This is a genomic window from Corynebacterium sp. HMSC076C10, from assembly GCF_001812455.1.
Classification (GTDB): Bacteria; Actinomycetota; Actinomycetes; order Mycobacteriales; family Mycobacteriaceae; genus Corynebacterium; species Corynebacterium jeikeium_D.
The window spans coordinates 1-19,136 of sequence record NZ_KV809108.1; the positions used below are offsets into that span (position 1 = coordinate 1).

The 19,136-nt window shown below is 58.7% G+C and carries 17 protein-coding genes and 1 pseudogene; 12 read left to right on the plus strand and 6 right to left on the minus strand.

The features are described from left to right. Positions 1-103 precede the first annotated feature (103 nt). Positions 104-1,255, minus strand: coding sequence for an aminotransferase class I/II-fold pyridoxal phosphate-dependent enzyme (locus tag HMPREF2857_RS11400; RefSeq protein WP_371441563.1), 1,152 nt, complete (start codon positions 1,253-1,255; stop codon positions 104-106). A 48-nt stretch (positions 1,256-1,303) separates the two neighbouring features. Beyond that, positions 1,304-1,963, minus strand: a pseudogene (locus HMPREF2857_RS11405) (6-carboxyhexanoate--CoA ligase); the annotation flags it as partial. Between the two features lie 348 nt (positions 1,964-2,311). On the opposite strand from HMPREF2857_RS11405, the gene secY reads away from it, so the two are divergent. Together secY and HMPREF2857_RS04085 are read left to right on the plus strand one after the other, a co-directional pair. Further along, complete coding sequence (gene secY / locus HMPREF2857_RS04080; RefSeq protein ID WP_048731466.1) at positions 2,312-3,649, plus strand: preprotein translocase subunit SecY; 1,338 nt, start codon at positions 2,312-2,314, stop codon at positions 3,647-3,649. Further along, entirely contained in the window at positions 3,649-4,200 is a 552-nt protein-coding gene (locus tag HMPREF2857_RS04085) for an adenylate kinase (protein ID WP_005509947.1), read from the plus strand. Before secY ends, HMPREF2857_RS04085 begins: the two co-directional genes overlap by 1 nt. Positions 4,201-4,377: 177 nt before the next feature. Here the strand turns inward: HMPREF2857_RS04085 and HMPREF2857_RS04090 are convergent, their stop codons facing one another. Next, positions 4,378-4,959, minus strand: coding sequence for a hypothetical protein (locus HMPREF2857_RS04090; RefSeq protein WP_070438098.1), 582 nt, complete (start codon positions 4,957-4,959; stop codon positions 4,378-4,380). A gap of 137 nt (positions 4,960-5,096) precedes the next feature. On the opposite strand from HMPREF2857_RS04090, the gene map reads away from it, so the two are divergent. From map to HMPREF2857_RS04135, 9 genes are all read left to right on the plus strand, one after another. Next, positions 5,097-5,897: a type I methionyl aminopeptidase gene (gene map, locus HMPREF2857_RS04095; RefSeq protein ID WP_070642851.1), complete on the plus strand. Its 801-nt coding sequence runs from the start codon at positions 5,097-5,099 to the stop codon at positions 5,895-5,897. Positions 5,898-6,181: 284 nt separating this feature from the next. Continuing rightward, the gene (gene infA / locus HMPREF2857_RS04100; protein ID WP_016422077.1) at positions 6,182-6,403 is read left to right on the plus strand and encodes a translation initiation factor IF-1; all 222 of its coding nucleotides are present in this window, start codon (positions 6,182-6,184) and stop codon (positions 6,401-6,403) included. A gap of 296 nt (positions 6,404-6,699) precedes the next feature. After that, a complete protein-coding gene (rpsM, locus tag HMPREF2857_RS04105; RefSeq protein WP_005509836.1) occupies positions 6,700-7,068 on the plus strand; it encodes a 30S ribosomal protein S13 in 369 nt (122 codons plus the stop codon). Between the two features lie 3 nt (positions 7,069-7,071). After that, on the plus strand, positions 7,072-7,476 hold the full coding sequence (rpsK, locus tag HMPREF2857_RS04110; protein ID WP_016422078.1) for a 30S ribosomal protein S11: 405 nt from the start codon (positions 7,072-7,074) through the stop codon (positions 7,474-7,476). A 24-nt stretch (positions 7,477-7,500) separates the two neighbouring features. Then, the gene (gene rpsD / locus HMPREF2857_RS04115) at positions 7,501-8,106 is read left to right on the plus strand and encodes a 30S ribosomal protein S4 (protein WP_005509964.1); all 606 of its coding nucleotides are present in this window, start codon (positions 7,501-7,503) and stop codon (positions 8,104-8,106) included. Positions 8,107-8,179: 73 nt separating this feature from the next. Beyond that, a complete protein-coding gene (locus tag HMPREF2857_RS04120; RefSeq protein ID WP_016422079.1) occupies positions 8,180-9,205 on the plus strand; it encodes a DNA-directed RNA polymerase subunit alpha in 1,026 nt (341 codons plus the stop codon). 37 nt (positions 9,206-9,242) lie between these two features. Beyond that, entirely contained in the window at positions 9,243-9,713 is a 471-nt protein-coding gene (gene rplQ / locus HMPREF2857_RS04125) for a 50S ribosomal protein L17 (protein WP_016422080.1), read from the plus strand. A 293-nt stretch (positions 9,714-10,006) separates the two neighbouring features. Further along, entirely contained in the window at positions 10,007-10,897 is an 891-nt protein-coding gene (locus HMPREF2857_RS04130) for a tRNA pseudouridine synthase A (protein WP_070642852.1), read from the plus strand. A gap of 59 nt (positions 10,898-10,956) precedes the next feature. Further along, entirely contained in the window at positions 10,957-13,098 is a 2,142-nt protein-coding gene (locus tag HMPREF2857_RS04135) for a DUF6541 family protein (RefSeq protein ID WP_070642854.1), read from the plus strand. 589 nt (positions 13,099-13,687) lie between these two features. On the opposite strand, the gene HMPREF2857_RS10885 is transcribed toward HMPREF2857_RS04135, so the two are convergent. Then, positions 13,688-14,839, minus strand: a complete 1,152-nt coding sequence (locus tag HMPREF2857_RS10885) for a hypothetical protein (RefSeq protein ID WP_083310505.1) — start codon at positions 14,837-14,839, stop codon at positions 13,688-13,690. A 114-nt stretch (positions 14,840-14,953) separates the two neighbouring features. Here HMPREF2857_RS10885 and eccB point away from each other — a divergent pair, with 114 nt between their 5' ends. Further along, positions 14,954-16,396, plus strand: coding sequence for a type VII secretion protein EccB (gene eccB / locus HMPREF2857_RS04145; RefSeq protein WP_049190399.1), 1,443 nt, complete (start codon positions 14,954-14,956; stop codon positions 16,394-16,396). On the opposite strand, the gene mycP is transcribed toward eccB, so the two are convergent. Together mycP and eccD are read right to left on the minus strand one after the other, a co-directional pair. Next, on the minus strand, positions 16,355-17,593 hold the full coding sequence (gene mycP / locus HMPREF2857_RS04150; RefSeq protein ID WP_246819604.1) for a type VII secretion-associated serine protease mycosin: 1,239 nt from the start codon (positions 17,591-17,593) through the stop codon (positions 16,355-16,357). The genes eccB and mycP overlap by 42 nt on opposite strands. 14 nt (positions 17,594-17,607) lie before the next feature. Next, positions 17,608-19,023, minus strand: coding sequence for a type VII secretion integral membrane protein EccD (eccD, locus tag HMPREF2857_RS04155; protein WP_246819605.1), 1,416 nt, complete (start codon positions 19,021-19,023; stop codon positions 17,608-17,610). Positions 19,024-19,136 lie beyond the last annotated feature (113 nt).

The window sequence follows — 19,136 nt, forward strand, 5'->3', positions numbered from 1 at the left end:
TGATTTCTCAGTCCAACTAATGGGGAGCAGTTCAAAGTGGTTAAGAGCTCTTTTTGTATTGAAAGGGAGGAAAGGGGAGGGGAGGGCAGCGCAAACCGCCCGCTTACAGCAGGCCGGTGTTGCGCAGAGCCTGCTCCAGTCGGTCGATGTCAGCGTCCGTATGGAGCGCTGTAATGGTCAATCGCAACATTGCCTCACCACGGGGAACCGTCGGGTAGCGAATCGCAGGTATGTACACGCCTAGCTCCGCCAACCGTGCTGAGGCGTCCATCGCTTCGGCTTCGTCGCCGACGGGCAGCGGGATAATCGCAGATGCGGGGTCGGCCTGTGCACCAACCAGGGAGCGGACGCGCGCAATATTACGCTGCAATCGCTTGACGACGTCTCCAGCCTCCAACTGCTTCAACGCTGCACGGATAGCTGCGACGGAACCGGGGTTCATCGACGTTGAGTACACGAAGCTACGGGCTTGATTGCGTAACAGTTCGCCAACTGGTGCCGAGCAGAGAACGTATCCTCCTTCGACACCGAGAGCCTTGCTCGCGGTGCCGACCACAATGTCCGGGTGAATGCCCAGGTGCGATGCGGTGCCACGGCCTTGCTCTCCGATAACGCCGACGCCGTGGGCGTCGTCAAGCATCAACCATGCGTTGTGACGGCGACAGGTGCGCTCGAGTGCGGGGCCGTCGGTGACTTCGCCTGACATGGAGAACACTGAGTCGGAGATGACAAGCTTGTGGCGAGCGCTCGATGTTTCGAGGAGACGGTCGAGTGCCTGGTAGCCAGCGTGCGGAAAGACCGTGACTTTAGCTCGGGCATTGCGGCAACCGTCGATGATGGAAGCATGGTTGGCGGCATCGGAGAAGATTTCAACATCGGCGGTGGCAATGGCGGCGATGGTTGAGTGGTTCGCCTGGTAGCCAGTCGCAAAGAGAACGGCATCGTCGAAACCGAAGAACTGCGCCAGTTCATTCTCAAGTGCGCTGTGGATGCTAGTGCCGGTGGTCAGGCGAGAGCCGCCGGACCCGGTGCCGAAATGTCCAATTGCCTCGGTGGCAGCTGAGATGAGTTCAGGGTGCGTGGACAGGCCGAGGTAGTCCGAAGAAGAAAACAGTAGATAGTCGGTTCCGTCAATTCGGCTGTGTGGCAGTTGTCCGGTTTCGAAAGTGCGCAGTGTGCGGGCAAGCCCTTCAGCGGCCCAGGCCGAGTTCCTTTGGGCGGCGATTGCTGAGAGGTCGCTGTTGGGGGCGGTCACGTCCGGCGAGGAACTGGCGTCAGCTGGGAGCTCGACGTAGACCGGCGCGTTCTCCAGGTAATCGATTAGCTCGGGGATATCGGTGCCGGGTTCAACGATGAAGATGCGAGTACCAAGAGTGCTGCCGTGGTCCTTGATATTGGGGATACGGTGAAAGATTCCGTCCAGCGCCAGATATCCCCGCGTGTAAAAGGGGTCATCGGAGAGGCAGATTTCTGCGACGATACCCGGGGCGCTGTGAACCTTAGATGCGAGGATGAGCGCCTCGTGAAAATGATCCTTGGTGCAGTCCTTACTGGGGTGCGAGATGGCATCAAAAGTGGAAACCCGTACACCACGGGCAGGATTTGGGTCGAGCCGTTCACCGGAGGAGGCATCGATAAGAGCGGCACCGCGGAGACCTGTGAGTGAATAGGCCATTTCGACGGCGATGTCGGCTGCCTGTATGCCTGCAGCGTGTAGGCGTTGAGCAATGAGATTGCGTGCGTCCTCAGGGCTGGGGTTCGACTCTAGAAAGGGAGTCAACGCGGGCACGGTGCCGATAGCTGACTCTTCAACCTTGTCCACAGTGATGTGAATTGTGTCGGCTCGACCCTTGTCGTGGTGAAGTGCACGGCTAGTCATTGCAGAAGCCAGCTGAGGTAGTTCGACAACCGGTGCAAGACGCTCAGCGCCAGAGATATGGCAGCCATCGGCGCTGGATCGCATGCGGATACTGTAGGTACTCACAGAGCAAAACTTTAACACTGTTCAAGTTTTGTCTGGGAAAATTGGGTGGAGCACAGTGAGGGGCGTGGGCTCAGAGGGGAGGGGGCGCTGGGATCGTCGTCAAGCGAAAAGAGGTGATTGGCGGGGCGCTGTACTAACGGTGATATGGAGGTGTATTGCGACGATGTGGAGAAACGCTGGTAGACTCACTACGTCAAATACTGTCAATTAAAGGTTTGAGGAATACGTCATCCGCGTTGCTTAACTAAAACGGGAGACTACTGGCGGATAAGCGGGTAAGTCTTTCGGGAAAAGCGTGGGAGAAGCGGATTTCTTGACCTCGGGAGGATGCACGTGGCTTCCGGTCTCATTGCGGCGTTGCGCGATCCCGATTTGCGTAAGAAGATCTTCTTCACTCTGACGATGATCATTCTGTACCGAATCGGCTCGCAGATTCCAACCCCTGGTATCGACTACCAGTTGGTCAACGCGCAGCTCGAGCAGATTTCGAAAGATCAGTCCAGCGTTTACTCGCTGATTAACCTGTTCTCAGGTGGCGCTCTGCTGCAGATGGCGATTTTCGGCATCGGCATTATGCCGTACATTACGGCCTCGATTATCGTCCAGCTGCTCACGGTGGTGATTCCACACTTCGAGCAGTTGAAGAAGGAAGGGCAGTCGGGTCAGACAAAGATGACCCAGTACACCCGCTACCTCACAGTGGCGTTGGCGTTGCTGCAGTCTGCAGGCATTGTGGCCATGGCAGACCGAGGTGCCCTGTTGGGTGGCTCGCAGTCGCTGCTGGTTAAGGATGCGGGTGTCTTTGACCTCGTGGTGATGGTCGTTGTGATGACCTCCGGTGCCGTGCTGGTCATGTGGATGGGTGAGCTCATCACTGACCGAGGCGTCGGCAACGGTATGTCGCTGCTGATTTTCTCCGGTATCGCCGCTGGTATGCCGGCGCAGGGAGCGAACATTCTGCGCTCCACTACCGGTGTCGTGTTCGCCACCGTGATTGTTGCCGTGCTGATTCTCATCATCGGCGTTATTTTCATTGAGCAGGGACAGCGCCGTATTCCGGTGCAGTACGCAAAGCGCATGGTTGGTCGTCGCCAGTACGGCGGATCTTCCACCTACCTGCCGCTGAAGGTGAACCAGGCCGGTGTTATCCCTGTCATCTTCGCGTCCTCTCTGATTTACGTGCCGGTTCTGATTACCCAGATTGTTCAGTCCGGTCAGTCGAATCCGAACATGGACAACTGGTGGCAGCGCAATGTCATTCAGTACCTGCTGGCGCCGTCCAGTTGGCAGTACATTCTGCTGTTCTTCCTGATGATCATCTTCTTCTCCTTCTTCTACACCTCCGTGCAGTACGACCCGCACGAGCAGGCGGAGAACATGAAGAAGTACGGCGGATTCATTCCGGGCTTCCGCCCGGGCCGTCCGACTGCTGAATACCTGTCCTACGTCCTGATTCGCCTGCTGACTGTCGGCTCGCTGTACCTGGCGCTGATTGCTGTTCTGCCAAATGTCGCTCTTGATATGGGGCTTGGCGACGCGAACTCCGGTACAGGCGGTATGTTTGGAGGTACAGCCCTGCTGATTCTGGTCAGTGTTGCGCTGACGACGGTCAAGCAGGTTGAAAGCCAAATGATGCAACGTAACTACGAAGGGTTCTTGAAGTAATGCGACTCGTACTTGTAGGTCCTCCCGGTGCAGGCAAGGGCACTCAGGCAGCTATCCTCTCGGAGAAGCTCGGTGTCCCGCACATCTCCACCGGTGACCTGTTTCGCGCAAACATCGGTGAAGGCACTCCGCTCGGCATTGAGGCGAAGTCCTACATCGACGCCGGCAACCTTGTTCCGGACGACGTGACTGTGCGTATGGTCGAGTCCCGTCTGAATGAGGACGACGCTGCCAAGGGGTTCCTGTTGGATGGCTTCCCGCGCACTGTTGGTCAGGCAGAAGAGCTGAAGCGTCTGCTGTCCAACCTCGGCACTGAGCTGGATGCGGTCGTACAGTTCGACGTTTCTGAGGATGTCGTAGTCGAGCGCATGCTGGCCCGTGGTCGCGCAGACGACACTGAAGAGGTCATCCGCAACCGCATGCATGTGTACACCAATGAGACCGCTCCTTTGCTGGATTACTACTCGGAGAAGATCATCAAGATTGCCGCTGAGGGATCCGTTGAGGAGATTAACGAGCGCACGATGGCTGAGCTGGAGAAGCTGAACTAGGCTCCTGGCACACCGGGTAACTAGACGCTCTAGCTTTTTCGCTGGCTGGGGCCGATGGGTTTGCCGGTTGTAGATGGTTGTTGAAGCCGCCCTTTCGAACCGTTGAGGTTTGGAAGGGCGGCTTTTGTGTGTGGCTGTTGGGGCTGGGGTGGGGCAGGGGGCAGCCGATAGTGAGGGCTACTGGAAGTCCTGAATGATTTCGTCGATAAGCGGTTGTGCGGCCTCGGCGCCAATATTCGCGAAAACGAACTCTTGGTAGATGCGGTTATCCTCGTCGATAACCATTACGAAAGGGGACCCCTTGTTGATGCCGCTAAATGCGTGCTTGCCGGGTAGCTCGTATGGTGCGTAGTTTTCGACGGACTCAGCCTTTTCGTTAATGCGCTCGACAGTGGCCGGGTCCTCGGCCGTACTGAGCATTGCGGTGCCACCGTCGCCAACTGCCATTACGCAGGTGAAGCCATGTACGCTCTCGCTGCCAAAAATGACGGGTTTAGAGTCATCCGACTCGACGCAGCTGCCAATCGCCTCCTTAATTGCATCAGGTGTGAAGTTTTGGATCGACTCAGGCAGTGCAGAGGCGCCCATGAAACCCGAGGTGCTTCCAGGGGCCTCCGGCGATTCCGTGGCAGGGGAAGTGGAGGGGACAGTCGGCGCTGGCGACGGTTCGGGGTTGCTTGAGCATGCGCCAATCAGGAAAAGCGAGCTGGCAGCAATAACAACGCCCGCAGTCTGCGCGGACTTCAACAGTGAATGCATGCCAGTTATCGTAGGGCAGCTCATCTTTGGGTGTAAATTTCTCGGAAGTGGCAGCGATCCGAGCGGCGCCCTCGTAGGTGGCGGGGTACAGCTAGCCGGTGGTTCCCTTCTGGGGCAGAGTAGACTCAACCAGCGTGATGAGTTTTCGACGCCGCCGCAAAGTAGTTCCTGCCCGCACCGAGGGAGAATTGGATGCGATGCAAGCGGCCGGCGAGATCGTCGGTCGTGCATTGCTAGCCTGCCGAGACGCCGCTAAGCCAGGGGTCACCACGGCAGATCTCAATGAGATTGCGCACCAGGTCATTATCGATGCTGGCGCAACGCCGTCCTTCCTTGGCTACGAAGGCTTCCCGGCATCTGTCTGCGCATCAGTGAACGAAGTAATTGTCCACGGCATTCCGTCTTCGTCTACGGTTCTCGCCGATGGTGATTTAGTCTCAATTGACTGTGGCGCAATCCTGGATGGCTGGCACGGCGATTCGGCACTTACTTTCGGCGTCGGAAAGCTGAGTGACGATGTCGAAAAGCTGAACATTGCGACATCAGAGGTCCTCGCCGAAGGTATTAAGGCCATGGTGCCGGGCGCTCGCCTCACCGATATTTCGTATGCGCTTGAAATGGCCACCCGTGAGGCTGAACTGCGCCACGATATTGAACTCGGCATCGTCGATGGATACGGCGGGCACGGCATTGGGCGCGAGATGCACATGGATCCCTTCCTTCCCAACGAAGGCAAAGCAGGAAAGGGGCCCCGCATCGTCGAAGGCTCCGTATTGGCCATTGAACCGATGCTCATTCTCGGCGGCGAGTGGGGTAGTGATGAGCTTGACGACGGCTGGACGGTCGTCAGCGCCGATAGAATGCCGGCCTCCCATTGGGAGCACACAGTTGCCGCCACAGCGGACGGCCCCCGTATTTTGACTCCTCGAAATGAATAACTAGTGCGGGAGGGGCTACGCGAAAGGTCAGAATGTTGCCATAAAGGCTGCGATGAATTCTGAGCGCGGAGAGAGAGTCCGCCCGCCATCGCTTGCAGGCGGTCCCATAGTGGTCGTATTTGGTAAAAACGCAGGTCGCGTGTAAAGTTGGGCGATGGTGTGGGCGCAGTGTCGCTGCAGTGATGATTATCCCTGCACGGAACTGCTAAAACACCAGGCAGAGTAGAGATTTCCCAACTGGTGCCGGGATTGTCCCGGGTATCCGCCAGAGAGACGTGGAGGACATGGCTAAAAAGGAAGGCGCAATTGAGGTTGAGGGTCGCGTCGTCGAGCCCTTGCCGAACGCGATGTTCCGAGTGGAGCTGGACAACGGGCACAAGGTGCTCGCCCATATCAGTGGCAAGATGCGCCAGCACTACATCCGTATTCTCCCGGAAGACCGAGTCGTAGTGGAGCTTTCTCCGTACGATCTCGAGCGTGGGCGAATCGTCTACCGCTACAAGTAAATCGACCTGACCACTGTTGGTAGTGGTTATGGGCTTATTTACTAACTAGACAGAAACTCCACCGTCCTAGCTGCTTCTGGTGACGGCCGCGTGATGTTGAGACCTGGTGTCTCAGCAGTTCGGCGCGGCGGTTCTTTATGAAAGCTTTTCCACAGAAGTAAGCGAGAATACCTCCGGCAACGGTGGCTGGAGCCTTTCTATAACACTTGCGCGACTCGGCGTCCGACCGAGTAAGCCGGGTCTGGGAAGGATGGCAGTGGAGTAAACCACCGCATCAACCGGAAGGAAATTGCCGTATGGCACGCCTTGCTGGAGTTGACCTGCCACGCAACAAGCGTATGGAGGTCGCTCTTACTTACATCTATGGCATCGGCCCCGCCCGTGCCAATGAGCTGCTGGAGAAGACCGGCATCTCTCCGGATCTGCGCACCGACGCTCTCACCGATGAGCAGGTTGCTGCGCTGCGTGACGTGATTGAAGCTACCTGGAAGGTCGAGGGTGACCTCCGCCGCCAGGTTCAGGCTGATATCCGCCGCAAGATTGAGATTGGTTCCTACCAGGGTCTGCGCCACCGTCGTGGCCTGCCAGTCCGTGGTCAGCGCACCAAGACCAACGCTCGTACGCGTAAGGGTCCGAAGAAGACGATCGCCGGAAAGAAGAAGTAAAACATGGCAGCTCCGAAGTCCGCACGCGGCCGTCGTACCGGCCGTCGCGTTGTAAAGAAGAACGTGGCTCAGGGCCACGCATACATCAAGTCCACCTTCAACAACACCATCGTGTCCATCACGGACCCGAAGGGCGCTGTTATCTCGTGGGCCTCCTCTGGTCACGTCGGTTTCAAGGGCTCTCGTAAGTCCACTCCGTTCGCTGCTCAGATGGCCGCCGAGAACGCTGCTCGTAAGGCCATGGAGCACGGTATGAAGAAGGTTGACGTTTTCGTTAAGGGTCCGGGTTCGGGCCGCGAAACCGCCATCCGTTCCCTCCAGGCCGCTGGCCTTGAGGTGTCCTCGATCTCGGATGTGACCCCTCAGCCGCACAACGGCTGCCGTCCGCCGAAGCGTCGTCGCGTCTAGGAATAGGGTAAGGAGAGAACAGAAATGGCCCGTTATACCGGTCCCGCAACCCGTAAGTCCCGTCGTCTCCGCGTCGACCTCGTCGGTGGCGACATGAACTTTGAGCGTCGTCCCTACCCTCCGGGGCAGGCTGGCCGCGCTCGTATCAAGGAGTCGGAGTACCTGCTCCAGCTCCAGGAGAAGCAGAAGGCACGTTTCACCTACGGCGTGATGGAGAAGCAGTTCCGTCGCTACTACGCCGAGGCTCACCGTCGTCCGGGCAAGACTGGCGATAACCTCGTCGTCCTGCTGGAGTCGCGTCTCGACAACGTTGTCTACCGCGCTGGTCTGGCTCGTACCCGTCGCCAGGCTCGTCAGCTGGTTTCCCACGGCCACTTCACCGTTAACGGTAAGAAGATCAACGTGCCGTCCTTCCAGGTAAGCCAGTACGACATCATCGACGTGCGCCCGAAGTCGCAGAAGATGATTTGGTTCGAAGAGGCACAGGAGAACCTGGTCGACGCTGTCGTCCCGGCATGGCTTCAGGTTGTTCCTGAGTCCCTGCGCATCCTCGTGCACCAGACCCCGGAACGCGCACAGATCGACATTCCGCTTCAGGAACAGCTGATCGTCGAGTTCTACTCGAAGTAATAACCAACTTCGCTTGCATCCATTCATTCCCTATGGCGTCATATAGCGGTCGCCACCTGGAGGATTTTCGAAAATGCTCATTTCCCAGCGCCCAACGCTGACTGAGGACTACATTGATTCCTCTCGCTCCCGGTTCGTTATCGAGCCGCTGGAGCCGGGTTTCGGTTACACCCTCGGTAACTCCCTTCGTCGTACGTTGCTGTCGTCCATTCCGGGCGCTGCAGTCACCAGCATCCGCATTGACGGTGTGCTGCACGAGTTCACCACTATCCCGGGCGTGAAGGAAGATGTCTCCGATATCATCCTGAACATCAAGGGTCTGGTGCTCTCGAGCGAGTTCGATGAGCCGGCTACCGTTTACCTGCGTCGCGAAGGTGCAGGCGCGGTGACCGCTGCAGACATTGAGTGCCCAGCAGGTGTGGAGATTCATAACCCGGACCACCACATCGCTACTCTCAATGATTCCGGTCGCTTGGATATTGAGATGATCGTTGAGCGTGGTCGTGGCTACGTGCCGGCGACCCCGAACTCCGGTGGCGAAATCGGCCGCATTCCGATGGACCAGATTTACTCGCCAGTTCTGAAGGTCAGCTACAAGGTGGAGGCTACTCGTGTTGAGCAGCGCACCGACTTCGACAAGCTGATCATCGATGTCGAGACCAAGAACTCGATCACCGCCCGCGACGCAATGGCGTCGGCAGGCAAGACTCTGGTTGAGCTGTTCGGTCTGGCACGTGAGCTGAACGAGGCTGCTGAGGGCATCGAGATTGGACCGAGCCCGCGCGAGGCTGAGGATGTCGCTGCGTACCAGACTCCGATTGAGGATCTGGACTTCTCTATGCGCTCCTACAACTGCCTCAAGCGTGAGGAGATTCACACTGTCGGTGAGCTCGCTGCTCGTACCGAGTCGGATCTGCTGGATATCCGCAACTTCGGTGACAAGTCCATCAATGAGGTCAAGGAGAAGCTCGCTGAGCTTGGCCTCGCTCTGAAGGATTCCCCGAACAACTTCGACCCGGCTGCTGTCGCTGATTTGGACGCTGCCTCGGGCGATGACGCTGACTGGACTGATGGCGCAAGCGCTGGCTACGACGAGTAGTTCACCGACGCGACTTCATTAAAACGAGGAGATACCTATGCCTACCCCTAAGCAGGGTTCCCGTCTCGGCGGCTCCGCTTCGCACCAGAAGAAGATTCTGGCCAACCTCGCGAAGCAGCTCATCGAGCACGGCAAGATTAAGACCACCGACACCAAGGCCAAGCTGCTGCGTCCGTACGTTGAGAAGCTGATCACCAAGGCAAAGCGCGGCACTCTCGCAGATCGCCGCAACGTTGCAAAGCTGCTTAACGACAACTACGCAGTTAAGAAGCTGTTCGACGAGATTGGTCCGCAGTTCGCTGATCGCGACGGCGGCTACACCCGCATCATCAAGCTGGGTAACCGCAAGGGCGACAATGCCCCGATCTCTCTGATTGCTCTGGTTGAGGAAGAGACCGCAACTGCTGAGGCAACTCGCGCAACTCGCGCTGCTGCTTCCAAGCAGGCTGAAGAGGCAAAGGCCGAAGAGGCTGAGGCTACTGAGGCTGAGGCTGCAGAGGAGGAGTAATTCTCCTCGCTGACGGCTTCTGACCGTCACAGCTTTGAACCCCCGTTGAGCAGTTCATATCTGAACGCTCTTCCGGGGGTTCTTTGTGCTTGACGACGGTGCATAGCGCCCGACTCCAGTTCTGCCTCCGGTTACACCGACGGATTACGCACCAACATTGAGAGCAATACGGAGACCCTGCGGTGGAAACTGCTGATTATCTAATCCGGGGTCCCGGCTACAATCTGTTAACCGTGACATCACTTACTCCAACGACTCCGGATACCCCGTGCGATTCTCCCGATCGAGCCGCTATGGGGAGCACCGACTCCGACCTGGTTCGGTTGCGTTTTGACATTGCCTATGACGGGACCGATTTCCATGGTTGGGCTGCTCAGCGCGATAAGCCTACTGGAGAACCGGTGCGGACTGTGCAGGCGACGTTGGAATCCACTTTGGAGAAGGTGTTGCGCACTCCCGTGCAACTGACTGTGGCCGGTCGTACAGATGCCGGTGTTCATGCCTCCGGGCAGGTGGCTCACGCAGATGTTCCTGTCTCCTGTTTAGACACACGTTCTATCGCAGGGGACCCGAGTAATTTGGTTCGTCGTGTAGCGCGACTATTGCCCGCGGACGTGACGCTTCGGGGCACCTCGTTTGCGCCCCCGGGTTTCGATGCCCGCTTTTCCGCGTTACGTCGGCACTATGTCTATCGCGTCACTAGTTGCGTCAGTGGCCCGCTTCCTACCCGTGCTCGCGATACGGCCCACTGGCGGCGGTCAGTGGACATCAACCGCATGCAGGTGGCGGCTGATGCCCTACTGGGGCTCAATGACTTTGCCGCTTTTTGTCGACACAAGCCACATGCGACGACCACTAGAGATCTACAGCGGTTCCAGTGGTTCGACGTATCTACGCGGGAAGAACCAGAGCTGTACGAGGCCCATGTGACTGCCGACGCGTTCTGCTGGTCTATGGTGCGCTCACTGGTTGGGGCCTGCCTTAGTGTCGGTGAGGGGCGACGTGCGGTTGGATTCACTGAACAGTTGTTGAGTGAAGAGAAGCGTTCCCCGTTGGTCCCGGTGGCAGAGGCGCGTGGGCTCAGCCTGGTAGGTGTTGATTACCCCGGCGATGCTGATTTGGCGGCCAGGGCGGAGCAGACCCGCGAGCGTCGTGATGCCCGGACAGATGTGGACGAGGCTTAAATGTACAAGCTCTCGGTAATATTCCCTGAAGAAAGTGACCGTAGGAGGAGTGTTCGGTAGTGGTGTGGGCAATTGTTAGCTTGGTTGCGCTGCTCGTAATCCCCGGCGCTGTTGTAGTGAGAGCCAGCGGCGTTCGTACTCCGTGGGCGCTGGCCCTCGGTCCTGCGGTGACGTTTGGTATCGCAGGTACCGCAGGGTGGGCGCTCGGCGCTATCGAAGTGCGCTTCACCTTGGTCAGTGCGTCTATCTGCTGGGCCGTGACACTACTTCTCGCGCTTTGCTGGAGTGGCGGCAGCGCTTTGATTCGGCGGCGGCGCGGTAGTGTCGATCGCTCAGTGTCGGCCGAGACGCAGCCGCCCGCCGCAAGTCGATGGCGCGAGTTGGGCTATGGGCTAATCGCAAGTATCGGAGTCATCATCGCAGCGGCGGTTCTCACGTGGACCGCTATCGGCCGCATCGCTTCAATGTCCGAGGGGATGGCGACCATCCAGCAAGGCTGGGACACACTCTGGCATGCAAGTGTGCTCCGTTCGATTACGGAAGACGGCATGGCCTCGGCCACTAGAATGGGCGAGATCCAGAATGTGGAAACTCAGGCGGTGTCCTACTATCCCGCCGCATGGCATGCGTTCGGTGCGCTTTGGATACTGATTGTCCGTCTACCAATCACCGAGGCAGTCAATTACCTCGGCATTATCATTCCGGCCGTGACCATACCCACGGCAGCTGCGGCGCTGACCTGGAGAATTATTGATCGCCGAAAGCTGTCCACCGCCGTTGCCGCGGGGGTTGCAGCGCTTGTTTCCGCAGCGCTTCCGGTATTGATGCCCGTCGGGGTCTTCGTGGGGGCCTGGCCGTACCAGGTCTCGATTGCACTAGCGATTACCGTTTTTGCCTTTGTTACGTCGCTCCCGCACGCACCTCAGCGCATCTTGAGCGCCGCGCTTTCGATAATCGGTATCGGAGAGCTCCATCCGGCATCGGTGCCTACAGTCGTTATGCTCGGTGCAATCTGGTGGTTGTGCTACCGCCTGCCGCGTCCCGCGCATCCTGAACTGGGTGCGGTTCGCGCCAGGCTTTACGACGTCGCGGTGATTGCAGCCGCCTTTGTGCCAGCAGTGGCAGTTCTCCTGCCGCAGTGGCTTACGGGAACTTCTCAGACCGAGGATGTGCGCGCGGTTAGCGCTGAAGTAGACGACCTCGATCGTTTCGATGCGTGGTATCGAGGTGCCACGATGTTGACTCGCCACACTGAGGAATTCCGGCCGTTCTGGCCAATCATCATCCTCGGTTTCATCGGGATGGCGTTTTTGGTTTTCGCAGGTACTTCGCGCCGACGGGTGTGGGTAGTACCGGCCTGGTTTGTTTCGGTGTTGATGACGACCCACGCGCTCAATCATTTTGGTGGCGTGCCGGGCGATATTCTCGCGCTGTATACGGATCTTCACTATTCGACGCCTCACCGGTTGGTGATGGTCACCGCGTATCTGTATTCCGCGTTTGCGGGTATCGCGGTGGCGTGGGGCTGCGCGTGGGCGGCTCGAATTAGTGAGTCAAAGGTGCCATCGACGGGGCGGGTTCTGGGGTTGAGCTTAGCGACGGTGAGCTCTGCTGTACTTGTGGTCTATGGAGTGGCGTCTAATGCTAGCGCTGCGGATTTCGCCTACAAGAGCCCTAGGGAATGGCAAATCATTTCCAAGGCTGACTTAAAGGCATTTGATTGGTTGGCCGAGCAGCCGGAGGCACATAAGTACCGCACGTTGACGAATCCGCCGGAGGGGTCCAGCTGGATGTACGCTCGCAATGACTTGCCGGTAGTGTTCCCGCACTATGATTGGCCAGTGGCGAATAAGTGGACTGCTACCTCAATGCTGTATTGGCACGCTGATTACCTCGGTTTTCCAGACCCCGATCGGCCGGATGGGGTGAACGATGTCGATCGCTCAGCCCGAAAGCTGAACGTGGGATTCATCTATTTGTCACCCCCGGGTATTTGGGATTCCAAGGAGGATTTAGAGTTTCCTGGTGAAGGGCTCTGGGTAGCTCCAGGGGTAACCCCTGTTTATCGAGATAGGGAAGTAACTATCTTCGCCTTCAATGATGTGATTACGCCAGAACGCATCGACGAGATGCGAGCTAGTTCTCCGGAAGTAATTCCTCCCTCGGCTACTAGGGGATGGAGCGATGGTCGGGTAGGTTAGGACACCATGCGGATGAATAAATTTATGGCAACGATCGCAGCCGGTGTGATGATGACTTTCGCGCTGGCCGGATGTGGAGACGACGAGCCGGCTAAGCCGGAAGTCTCGAATCGCTCCGTCAGTTCTTCCGCAAAGACCAAATCCTCGACTCCGCCGAAATCGACTGAGGAGTCGACGACACCGACAAAATCAGAGACGCCGACGGAAACTCCTGCAATCACCCAGGTCAATGATGCGGATTACACCCCGGCGGACGGCCCAAATACTCGACTCTTTCAGTTGGAGGATGGCACGACACGCTGCTTCCTCAACGATCTGAGCGGTGACGCCTACTTGGCCTGCCAGGTGAATCTTGCCAATCCTCCGATGGTCGATGACGGCACGGGAAACAAGGTTCCCGCCAATGCTGTGTCCTGGAACCCGGGGGGAGTTACTTACGAGGTCCTGACGTTCCCGCCGGCGGGTGAGATGAAGACGCTGCCAGCGAATTCTCAGTTGAGCGCATTCGGTTACAACTGCGCGGCCTATGGCCCGTCTACTCTGGAGTGCTCGGGACCAGCGGGCGCTGCCACTATCGACAATGGCAATGTCACTGGTGCACAGATGCCGAAGGAGGATGTGCCTCCTGCAGCAGGCGGTCAGCCGGGTGGCCAAGAAAATGGCGCTCCGAATGACCCGGCGCAGCAGGGTGAGCCTGACGGCTCCCAGGCGCCGGGCGGTCTGCCAGATTTGGGTGCGTTGATTCCGGGACTGAACCGCTAGTTGCCCGCATAGCTAGTGGCTGCAATTCATCGGTAGTGCGGGCGGTAGATAGCGTCCAGGTGAATTCGCCCATCGCCAGTCGAGGGCACGAAGCTGGCATTTCCGCTGCTTCCGTGGGCGAACCTGTACGACTGACCTCGATGATTCTGGCGATTCCAGTACACAGGTCGGGCTCATACTCTTCGACAACAACCACATCGACGGTGTCGTCTCCAGCTCGAGCGAGAAGTACTGCGCCCAAATCAAGAGCCACAGTATAGAAATGTGGACGGGACGTGCGAATTCCGACTCGATAGCCGAGCGAGAGCATTCCGATGAGCAGCTCACAAATGTCCTGATTGCCGCAGTCGACCTCCAATCGGGGGAGGTTCGCGGGACACATTGTGATGGTTTGTCCGCTGCTCCCGGCCCCTATGACCTGCGCCGGACCATTAGTGATAGCGATGTCACGTTGTCGGCTTAACCACAGGTGCGGTTTGCGTCCCAACGCCGCCACATGATGAGAGCGTCCAGTGCGGCGTAGCTGCACGACCTCCGCAGAGCTCTCAGTCAGAGCACATTCCGGTGCCGTCAATCGCCGTGCGCGAATACCAAGGGTTCCCAGCCGGTGGATGAGGAAGCGTAGGGCTTTGTCAGCGGAGGCTTCCACCGGAAGAGTTGCCACCAGATGTGTCCAGGGTTCAGGGGCTGTGCCGGAGCGCTCGGCTGCTCGGAAGTAGCGGTGCGCATGCTCTCCGCGGACTTCCGGCGCAATGTGATAAAAGCACAGCGCATCCAGGGTCACTGGGCTGTCGTCGGCAAGCGAGACGATATCCGCAGCGCTTAGCTGGCTGCGCAGGCCTGGCGTGAGACGTAGCCCGATGAGTTGTCCTGGTTCGGTGCGTCGCAGGCGGTCGCGAAGGCTGCGGCCGCGCACAGGGACATGCGCGCCTGCAGTGATGGTTATTGCTGTAATGAGCAGCCACAATGACAATGGCATGTGAAAATCCCCCCAATATGTTCCCCACTAAAATTCCCCTGGTCGCACAGTAGCGCGGCCTGGCTTACTCTGCAGGGTAGAGATTATTTGGGGGAATAGTTTTGGGGGAAACTCATGCCACGTACGCCGACTACGCCTAGCCAGGTCAGCGGTCATCGATTCTTGATTCGTCGGATTGAGCATGCGCTTGTGCGTGCGGATTCGCGAATGCTGCACGATCCTCTGCGCACGCGTACGCGAGCACTGTTTATCGGCTGTGCGCTGGTGGTTTTACTGGCCGCCGGCACTGCGGTGCTGTCGTTGGTGCGGCCGCAGGGCGGTTCGAGCTCCAATGAGCAGCTGATTGTCGTATCGGGGTCGGAGGGCCTGCATGTACGTGTCAATGGTCGATTGCATCCAGTCGCGAATCTCGCATCGGCGCGGTTAATTTTGGGCAATCCTGCTGAGCCGAAGCGGGTGCGCAGTAGCGAGTTGGACAAAGAGGACATCAGTTTTGCTGTCGGGATTGAGGGCGCACCAGCAGTTCCGGCCGCGCCGGCAGGCTCTGGTGCCTCGGGAGCTGCCAAGAGGGGCAGTGCAGGTGCGCCGGAGTTGGCACTGTCTTTATGCGAGCGGACGGTGCAAGACCTCGGGCAGCCGTGGATTGTTGCAGAGTCGCTTGCGCGTCTTGAAGAAGTCCGTGGGGAACCGCAGCAGCTTACCCGAACCCACTCGGACAGTGCCGTCGTTGCCGATGGCCAAAACCTCTGGCTGATTACGCAGGGCTACCGCTCGCGGCTGGATGTCAACCACCCGGAGCACGCCGCTGTTTCTCGAGCGCTGGGGTTGGAACGCGCCGCAGTCCGGCCTGTCAGCCCTGCGTTGCTCAGAACGATTCCGGAGGTTCCGATTCTGGCCGCGCCAGCAATCCCGAACCGCGGCGCACCCACGCACTTCGCCGCTCCATTCGACACAGTCGGCAATGTGGTTGAGGTCGGGCAGCGGCGCGTTATCGTGCTTGACGACGGTGCCGCGATTCTCTCCCCGGTGCTAGGAGAGCTATTAGCTGCGCATAGCCCAGTTCTGCAGGCCAGTGAGGGGCAGCTGGCGGCAGTTCCCGTTGCGAATGCGCCAGCAGTCCCGGGGCTACCTGAAAAGCCGCTGACGTTTGCCGATGCTGATGGCTGGTTGTGTGCCGGCCGGATAGCAGGACGGCCGCAAGCTCTCGTGCAGTGGTCGCAGCATGCTCCGGAGGGGCGGCACGTGGATTACCCGCATGCCGACGGTTCGGGTGCGGCCGTCGACGGTTTCGTGGATGGTCGCAGCCGTGAGCGCAGCTCGATTGCAGTAAGCGTAAATGGGGCCGTACACGTCATTTCGCCAGAGGGGATGCGCTTTGCTGTGCACGATCGCACGACGTTGGCTGCCCTCGGGTTTAATGCATCAACCAATGCCGATAGCGGTGGCACGCGACCAGTGGACTGGGAAGTGCTGGCCGCGTTGCGCGGAGGCCCTGAGCTGAGTAAGCAGGCGGCGCTAGGGCCGCTGTCTGGGGCGCGAGAGCAGCCAGGCACCTAGGCCCAGTGCGCATATCAGGAGCAGTCCAGTCGCCCGGAGCGGTGCATTGCGCTCCTGCGAAGAAAGCAGATCCGGTGGAGCCGGTGCGGCCGCGGGATTGGCTGCGTGCTGCGCAGCGGTGTCTACAGTGGTCCAAATCAGAGCGTCATAAGGTGCAATGATGCCGCGACCAAGGCCGAGCCCGGAACTAATTGGGCTCGCGGAATTAAGGATGATGTCGCGAACCTGTGCTGGGGAAAGCTCTGGGTTTCGTGCCAGCAGCAGGGCAGCTGTGCCCGACACGGTTGGCGTGGCAAAGCTGGTGCCGGCAATCTGTTGAGCTCGGGTGTTATCCCCGGACCCGAACACGTGGCGGTCTATGAGACCGGTGGGGGTGCGCGGATCGGGACCGAGTACGGGGCCGCCGGGAGCGGAGACATTGACCCATTGTCCCGTGATTGCATACTCCGCGGGTTGTGCTTGGCCAGCATCGTCGAACTGTACTGCTGATACTGCGATTACCTCCGGCAGAACTGCGGGCCACGCTACGGATCCGTCCTGACAGCTATCGCCCTTATTGCCTGCCGCTGCGACCACTACTGCGCCTGAGACTTCCGCGCGTGCGACGCTCTCGGCAACATCTGTTGCACCTTGGGGCATTACGCCTGCCGGGGCACACGATGTGAGCGAGATATTGATGACCCGCGCGCCCTCCGCGACGGCCCTGTCGATGGCTTGTGCCAGCGACTCCAAATTGCCTTCGCCATCGGCTGTTTGTCTTATCGACAACACGTGCGCGTCGGGCGCCAGTCCGGCGAAACCATCGGCACCGGGCCGGCCTGCAATAATGCCAGCTACTAGAGTTCCGTGACCGTCGCAGTCTACGAACCCGCTGTTGCCGTCGACAAAATCGCCACCGTCGAGAACCTCGCCCAGGCGCTCATTGGGTGAGACCCCGGTATCGATCACCGCCACCGTAATCCCCGCACCCGTCGTCAGTTGCCATGCTTGGCGAAACCGAAGCGCTTTTTCGATCACCGTCGGTTCATGCAGTGCGCTTTCCGACGACAGCATCGTGGCCACGCAGGCCTGGCTGTTCTGGGCAGCCGCTATTGGTGCGATGCCCGACGGTGCTGCTGCGGTGGCCGCCGTCAACGTCGAGATAAGCACTGTGGAAAGTGCGGCCGTGGCGATGAGACGAGTTTTTATGGCATTCATGAAAAGTGGGTTTTTCACTGGAAGAACCCACTTACGAACTCAGGGAATTCGGCAATGATGGCCGCAATGGGCAAAATAACGGCGATACTGCAGGCCTCGGTTAGCTCAGCTATGCGGCGCGTTGTAGGTGAGATGCGTGACGCGGGAAATGCGGCTAAGGCGGTGGCTGCAAGCATGGGGACGACCAGGCCAGCGGCGACTGGCCAATTGCCCTCGAACCACTGTTGAAAGGAAACGGCCACAATGACGGCAAGACCAGCTAAAGCAGTACAGGTGGAAGCTACTTTCCGGGCTTGGCCACGGGAGTGAATTGCACAAAAGACTATGACAGCAGCAGCCATGCCTAGAGGCCACCACTTGTTCGCATAGGCTCCGGAGAAAAGTACCACCAGGGTGAAGATGCTGAGACTTCCGGTGCCACTGCAGAGGATGCCATCGAGAATCCACCCCGCTCGCTTAGGTGCGTTGTGGGATATTTCGGGAGTTTCGCTGTCATCGAAGCTCTCGCCGGCGGCAGGGACTTTGGGTACGCGAATACCGGCAGCCTTGATAGCGATGGAAGGTGCCAGCAGTATCAGGATGACTGCACTAGCAGCGGTGAGCGCTCCTGATTGAACCGAGTTGTGGAAAAGTGCGACAGCCGCAGCGTAAATACCGAAGGTAACTGCAGCACTGAGACTCGCCGCGCCCAGGGTAACGGTGATGCGGTTGTCGCCGTCGCCGGTGTTGGAAATGAGAAAAATCAAACCGATGACGGCAAGCGCGACACTAATCGCAGCAGTCGGCGGCCAGTCGGTGAGTATGCGGTGTAGGTCGAGGCCAACGAAGCAGAGTCCCGAAGCGGTGCCCAGAATGAGCACTTGCAGCTCCAGGGACATGACAATCGCCGGTTTTGCGCTACGCAACAGAGCCAGGCGCAGTCCACCGGCTACTGCTAGTAGTGCGATGAAGCTGATTGCCGCGGCCAGTGTGGAATCGGTACTGCTCAAGCTCAGTGAGGCAGCTGCGATTGAAGCCGTGGCCACGAGGGCGGCGGTACAGCCAACAACCAAATCAGCCGTACCGATACCGTCGGTATAGGTGGTGTCGGTAATAGCATCGGCGGCATCGAAGAGCCGAGGTTTGGGCACGGGACCTGGGTCGTTGATAACAACCAGGCGTTCGCCTGGTGCAATACCGGCATCGTTCAGGGTGTCGTCGGCAAGCAAAATCGTGCCAGTGGCGGTCCGTAGCTGCCACTGTGCCAGCGGGAAGTCCGCAATGTCGATATCGAAAATTTGCAGGATATCCGGTACAAGTGCGGCGATTGCGACGTTGGTCGGTAACGCAAGGTCTGCGTGTGCTCGGTTGGTGTCTTCGGGCATGTGTGCGGCATCAATGCGCACGCGAATGAGTTCCCCCAGCATGTATTTCCCCCATGAATTCTGCATGCTTTAGTCCCTCTAGAGTGTCGTACAACTCGCTAGAGCGCTACTCGGAGTAGTAACTGCGCGTGCCCCCGCTATCAGTTTCGGTCATGCGCTGCGAGATTCCGGAGTGTGTT

Excerpts from the sequence above, each read along its gene's own strand:
- secY (WP_048731466.1), top strand. The coding sequence starts at position 2,312 with ATGCACGTGGCTTCCGGTCTCATTGCGGCGTTGCGCGATCCCGATTTG.
- HMPREF2857_RS04085 (WP_005509947.1), top strand. The coding sequence starts at position 3,649 with ATGCGACTCGTACTTGTAGGTCCTCCCGGTGCAGGCAAGGGCACTCAG.
- HMPREF2857_RS04090 (WP_070438098.1), bottom strand. The coding sequence starts at position 4,959 with ATGCATTCACTGTTGAAGTCCGCGCAGACTGCGGGCGTTGTTATTGCT.
- map (WP_070642851.1), top strand. The coding sequence starts at position 5,097 with ATGAGTTTTCGACGCCGCCGCAAAGTAGTTCCTGCCCGCACCGAGGGA.
- infA (WP_016422077.1), top strand. The coding sequence starts at position 6,182 with ATGGCTAAAAAGGAAGGCGCAATTGAGGTTGAGGGTCGCGTCGTCGAG.
- rpsM (WP_005509836.1), top strand. The coding sequence starts at position 6,700 with ATGGCACGCCTTGCTGGAGTTGACCTGCCACGCAACAAGCGTATGGAG.
- rpsK (WP_016422078.1), top strand. The coding sequence starts at position 7,072 with ATGGCAGCTCCGAAGTCCGCACGCGGCCGTCGTACCGGCCGTCGCGTT.
- rpsD (WP_005509964.1), top strand. The coding sequence starts at position 7,501 with ATGGCCCGTTATACCGGTCCCGCAACCCGTAAGTCCCGTCGTCTCCGC.
- HMPREF2857_RS04120 (WP_016422079.1), top strand. The coding sequence starts at position 8,180 with ATGCTCATTTCCCAGCGCCCAACGCTGACTGAGGACTACATTGATTCC.
- rplQ (WP_016422080.1), top strand. The coding sequence starts at position 9,243 with ATGCCTACCCCTAAGCAGGGTTCCCGTCTCGGCGGCTCCGCTTCGCAC.
- HMPREF2857_RS04130 (WP_070642852.1), top strand. The coding sequence starts at position 10,007 with ATGGGGAGCACCGACTCCGACCTGGTTCGGTTGCGTTTTGACATTGCC.
- HMPREF2857_RS10885 (WP_083310505.1), bottom strand. The coding sequence starts at position 14,839 with ATGCCATTGTCATTGTGGCTGCTCATTACAGCAATAACCATCACTGCA.
- eccB (WP_049190399.1), top strand. The coding sequence starts at position 14,954 with ATGCCACGTACGCCGACTACGCCTAGCCAGGTCAGCGGTCATCGATTC.
- mycP (WP_246819604.1), bottom strand. The coding sequence starts at position 17,593 with ATGAATGCCATAAAAACTCGTCTCATCGCCACGGCCGCACTTTCCACA.
- eccD (WP_246819605.1), bottom strand. The coding sequence starts at position 19,023 with ATGCAGAATTCATGGGGGAAATACATGCTGGGGGAACTCATTCGCGTG.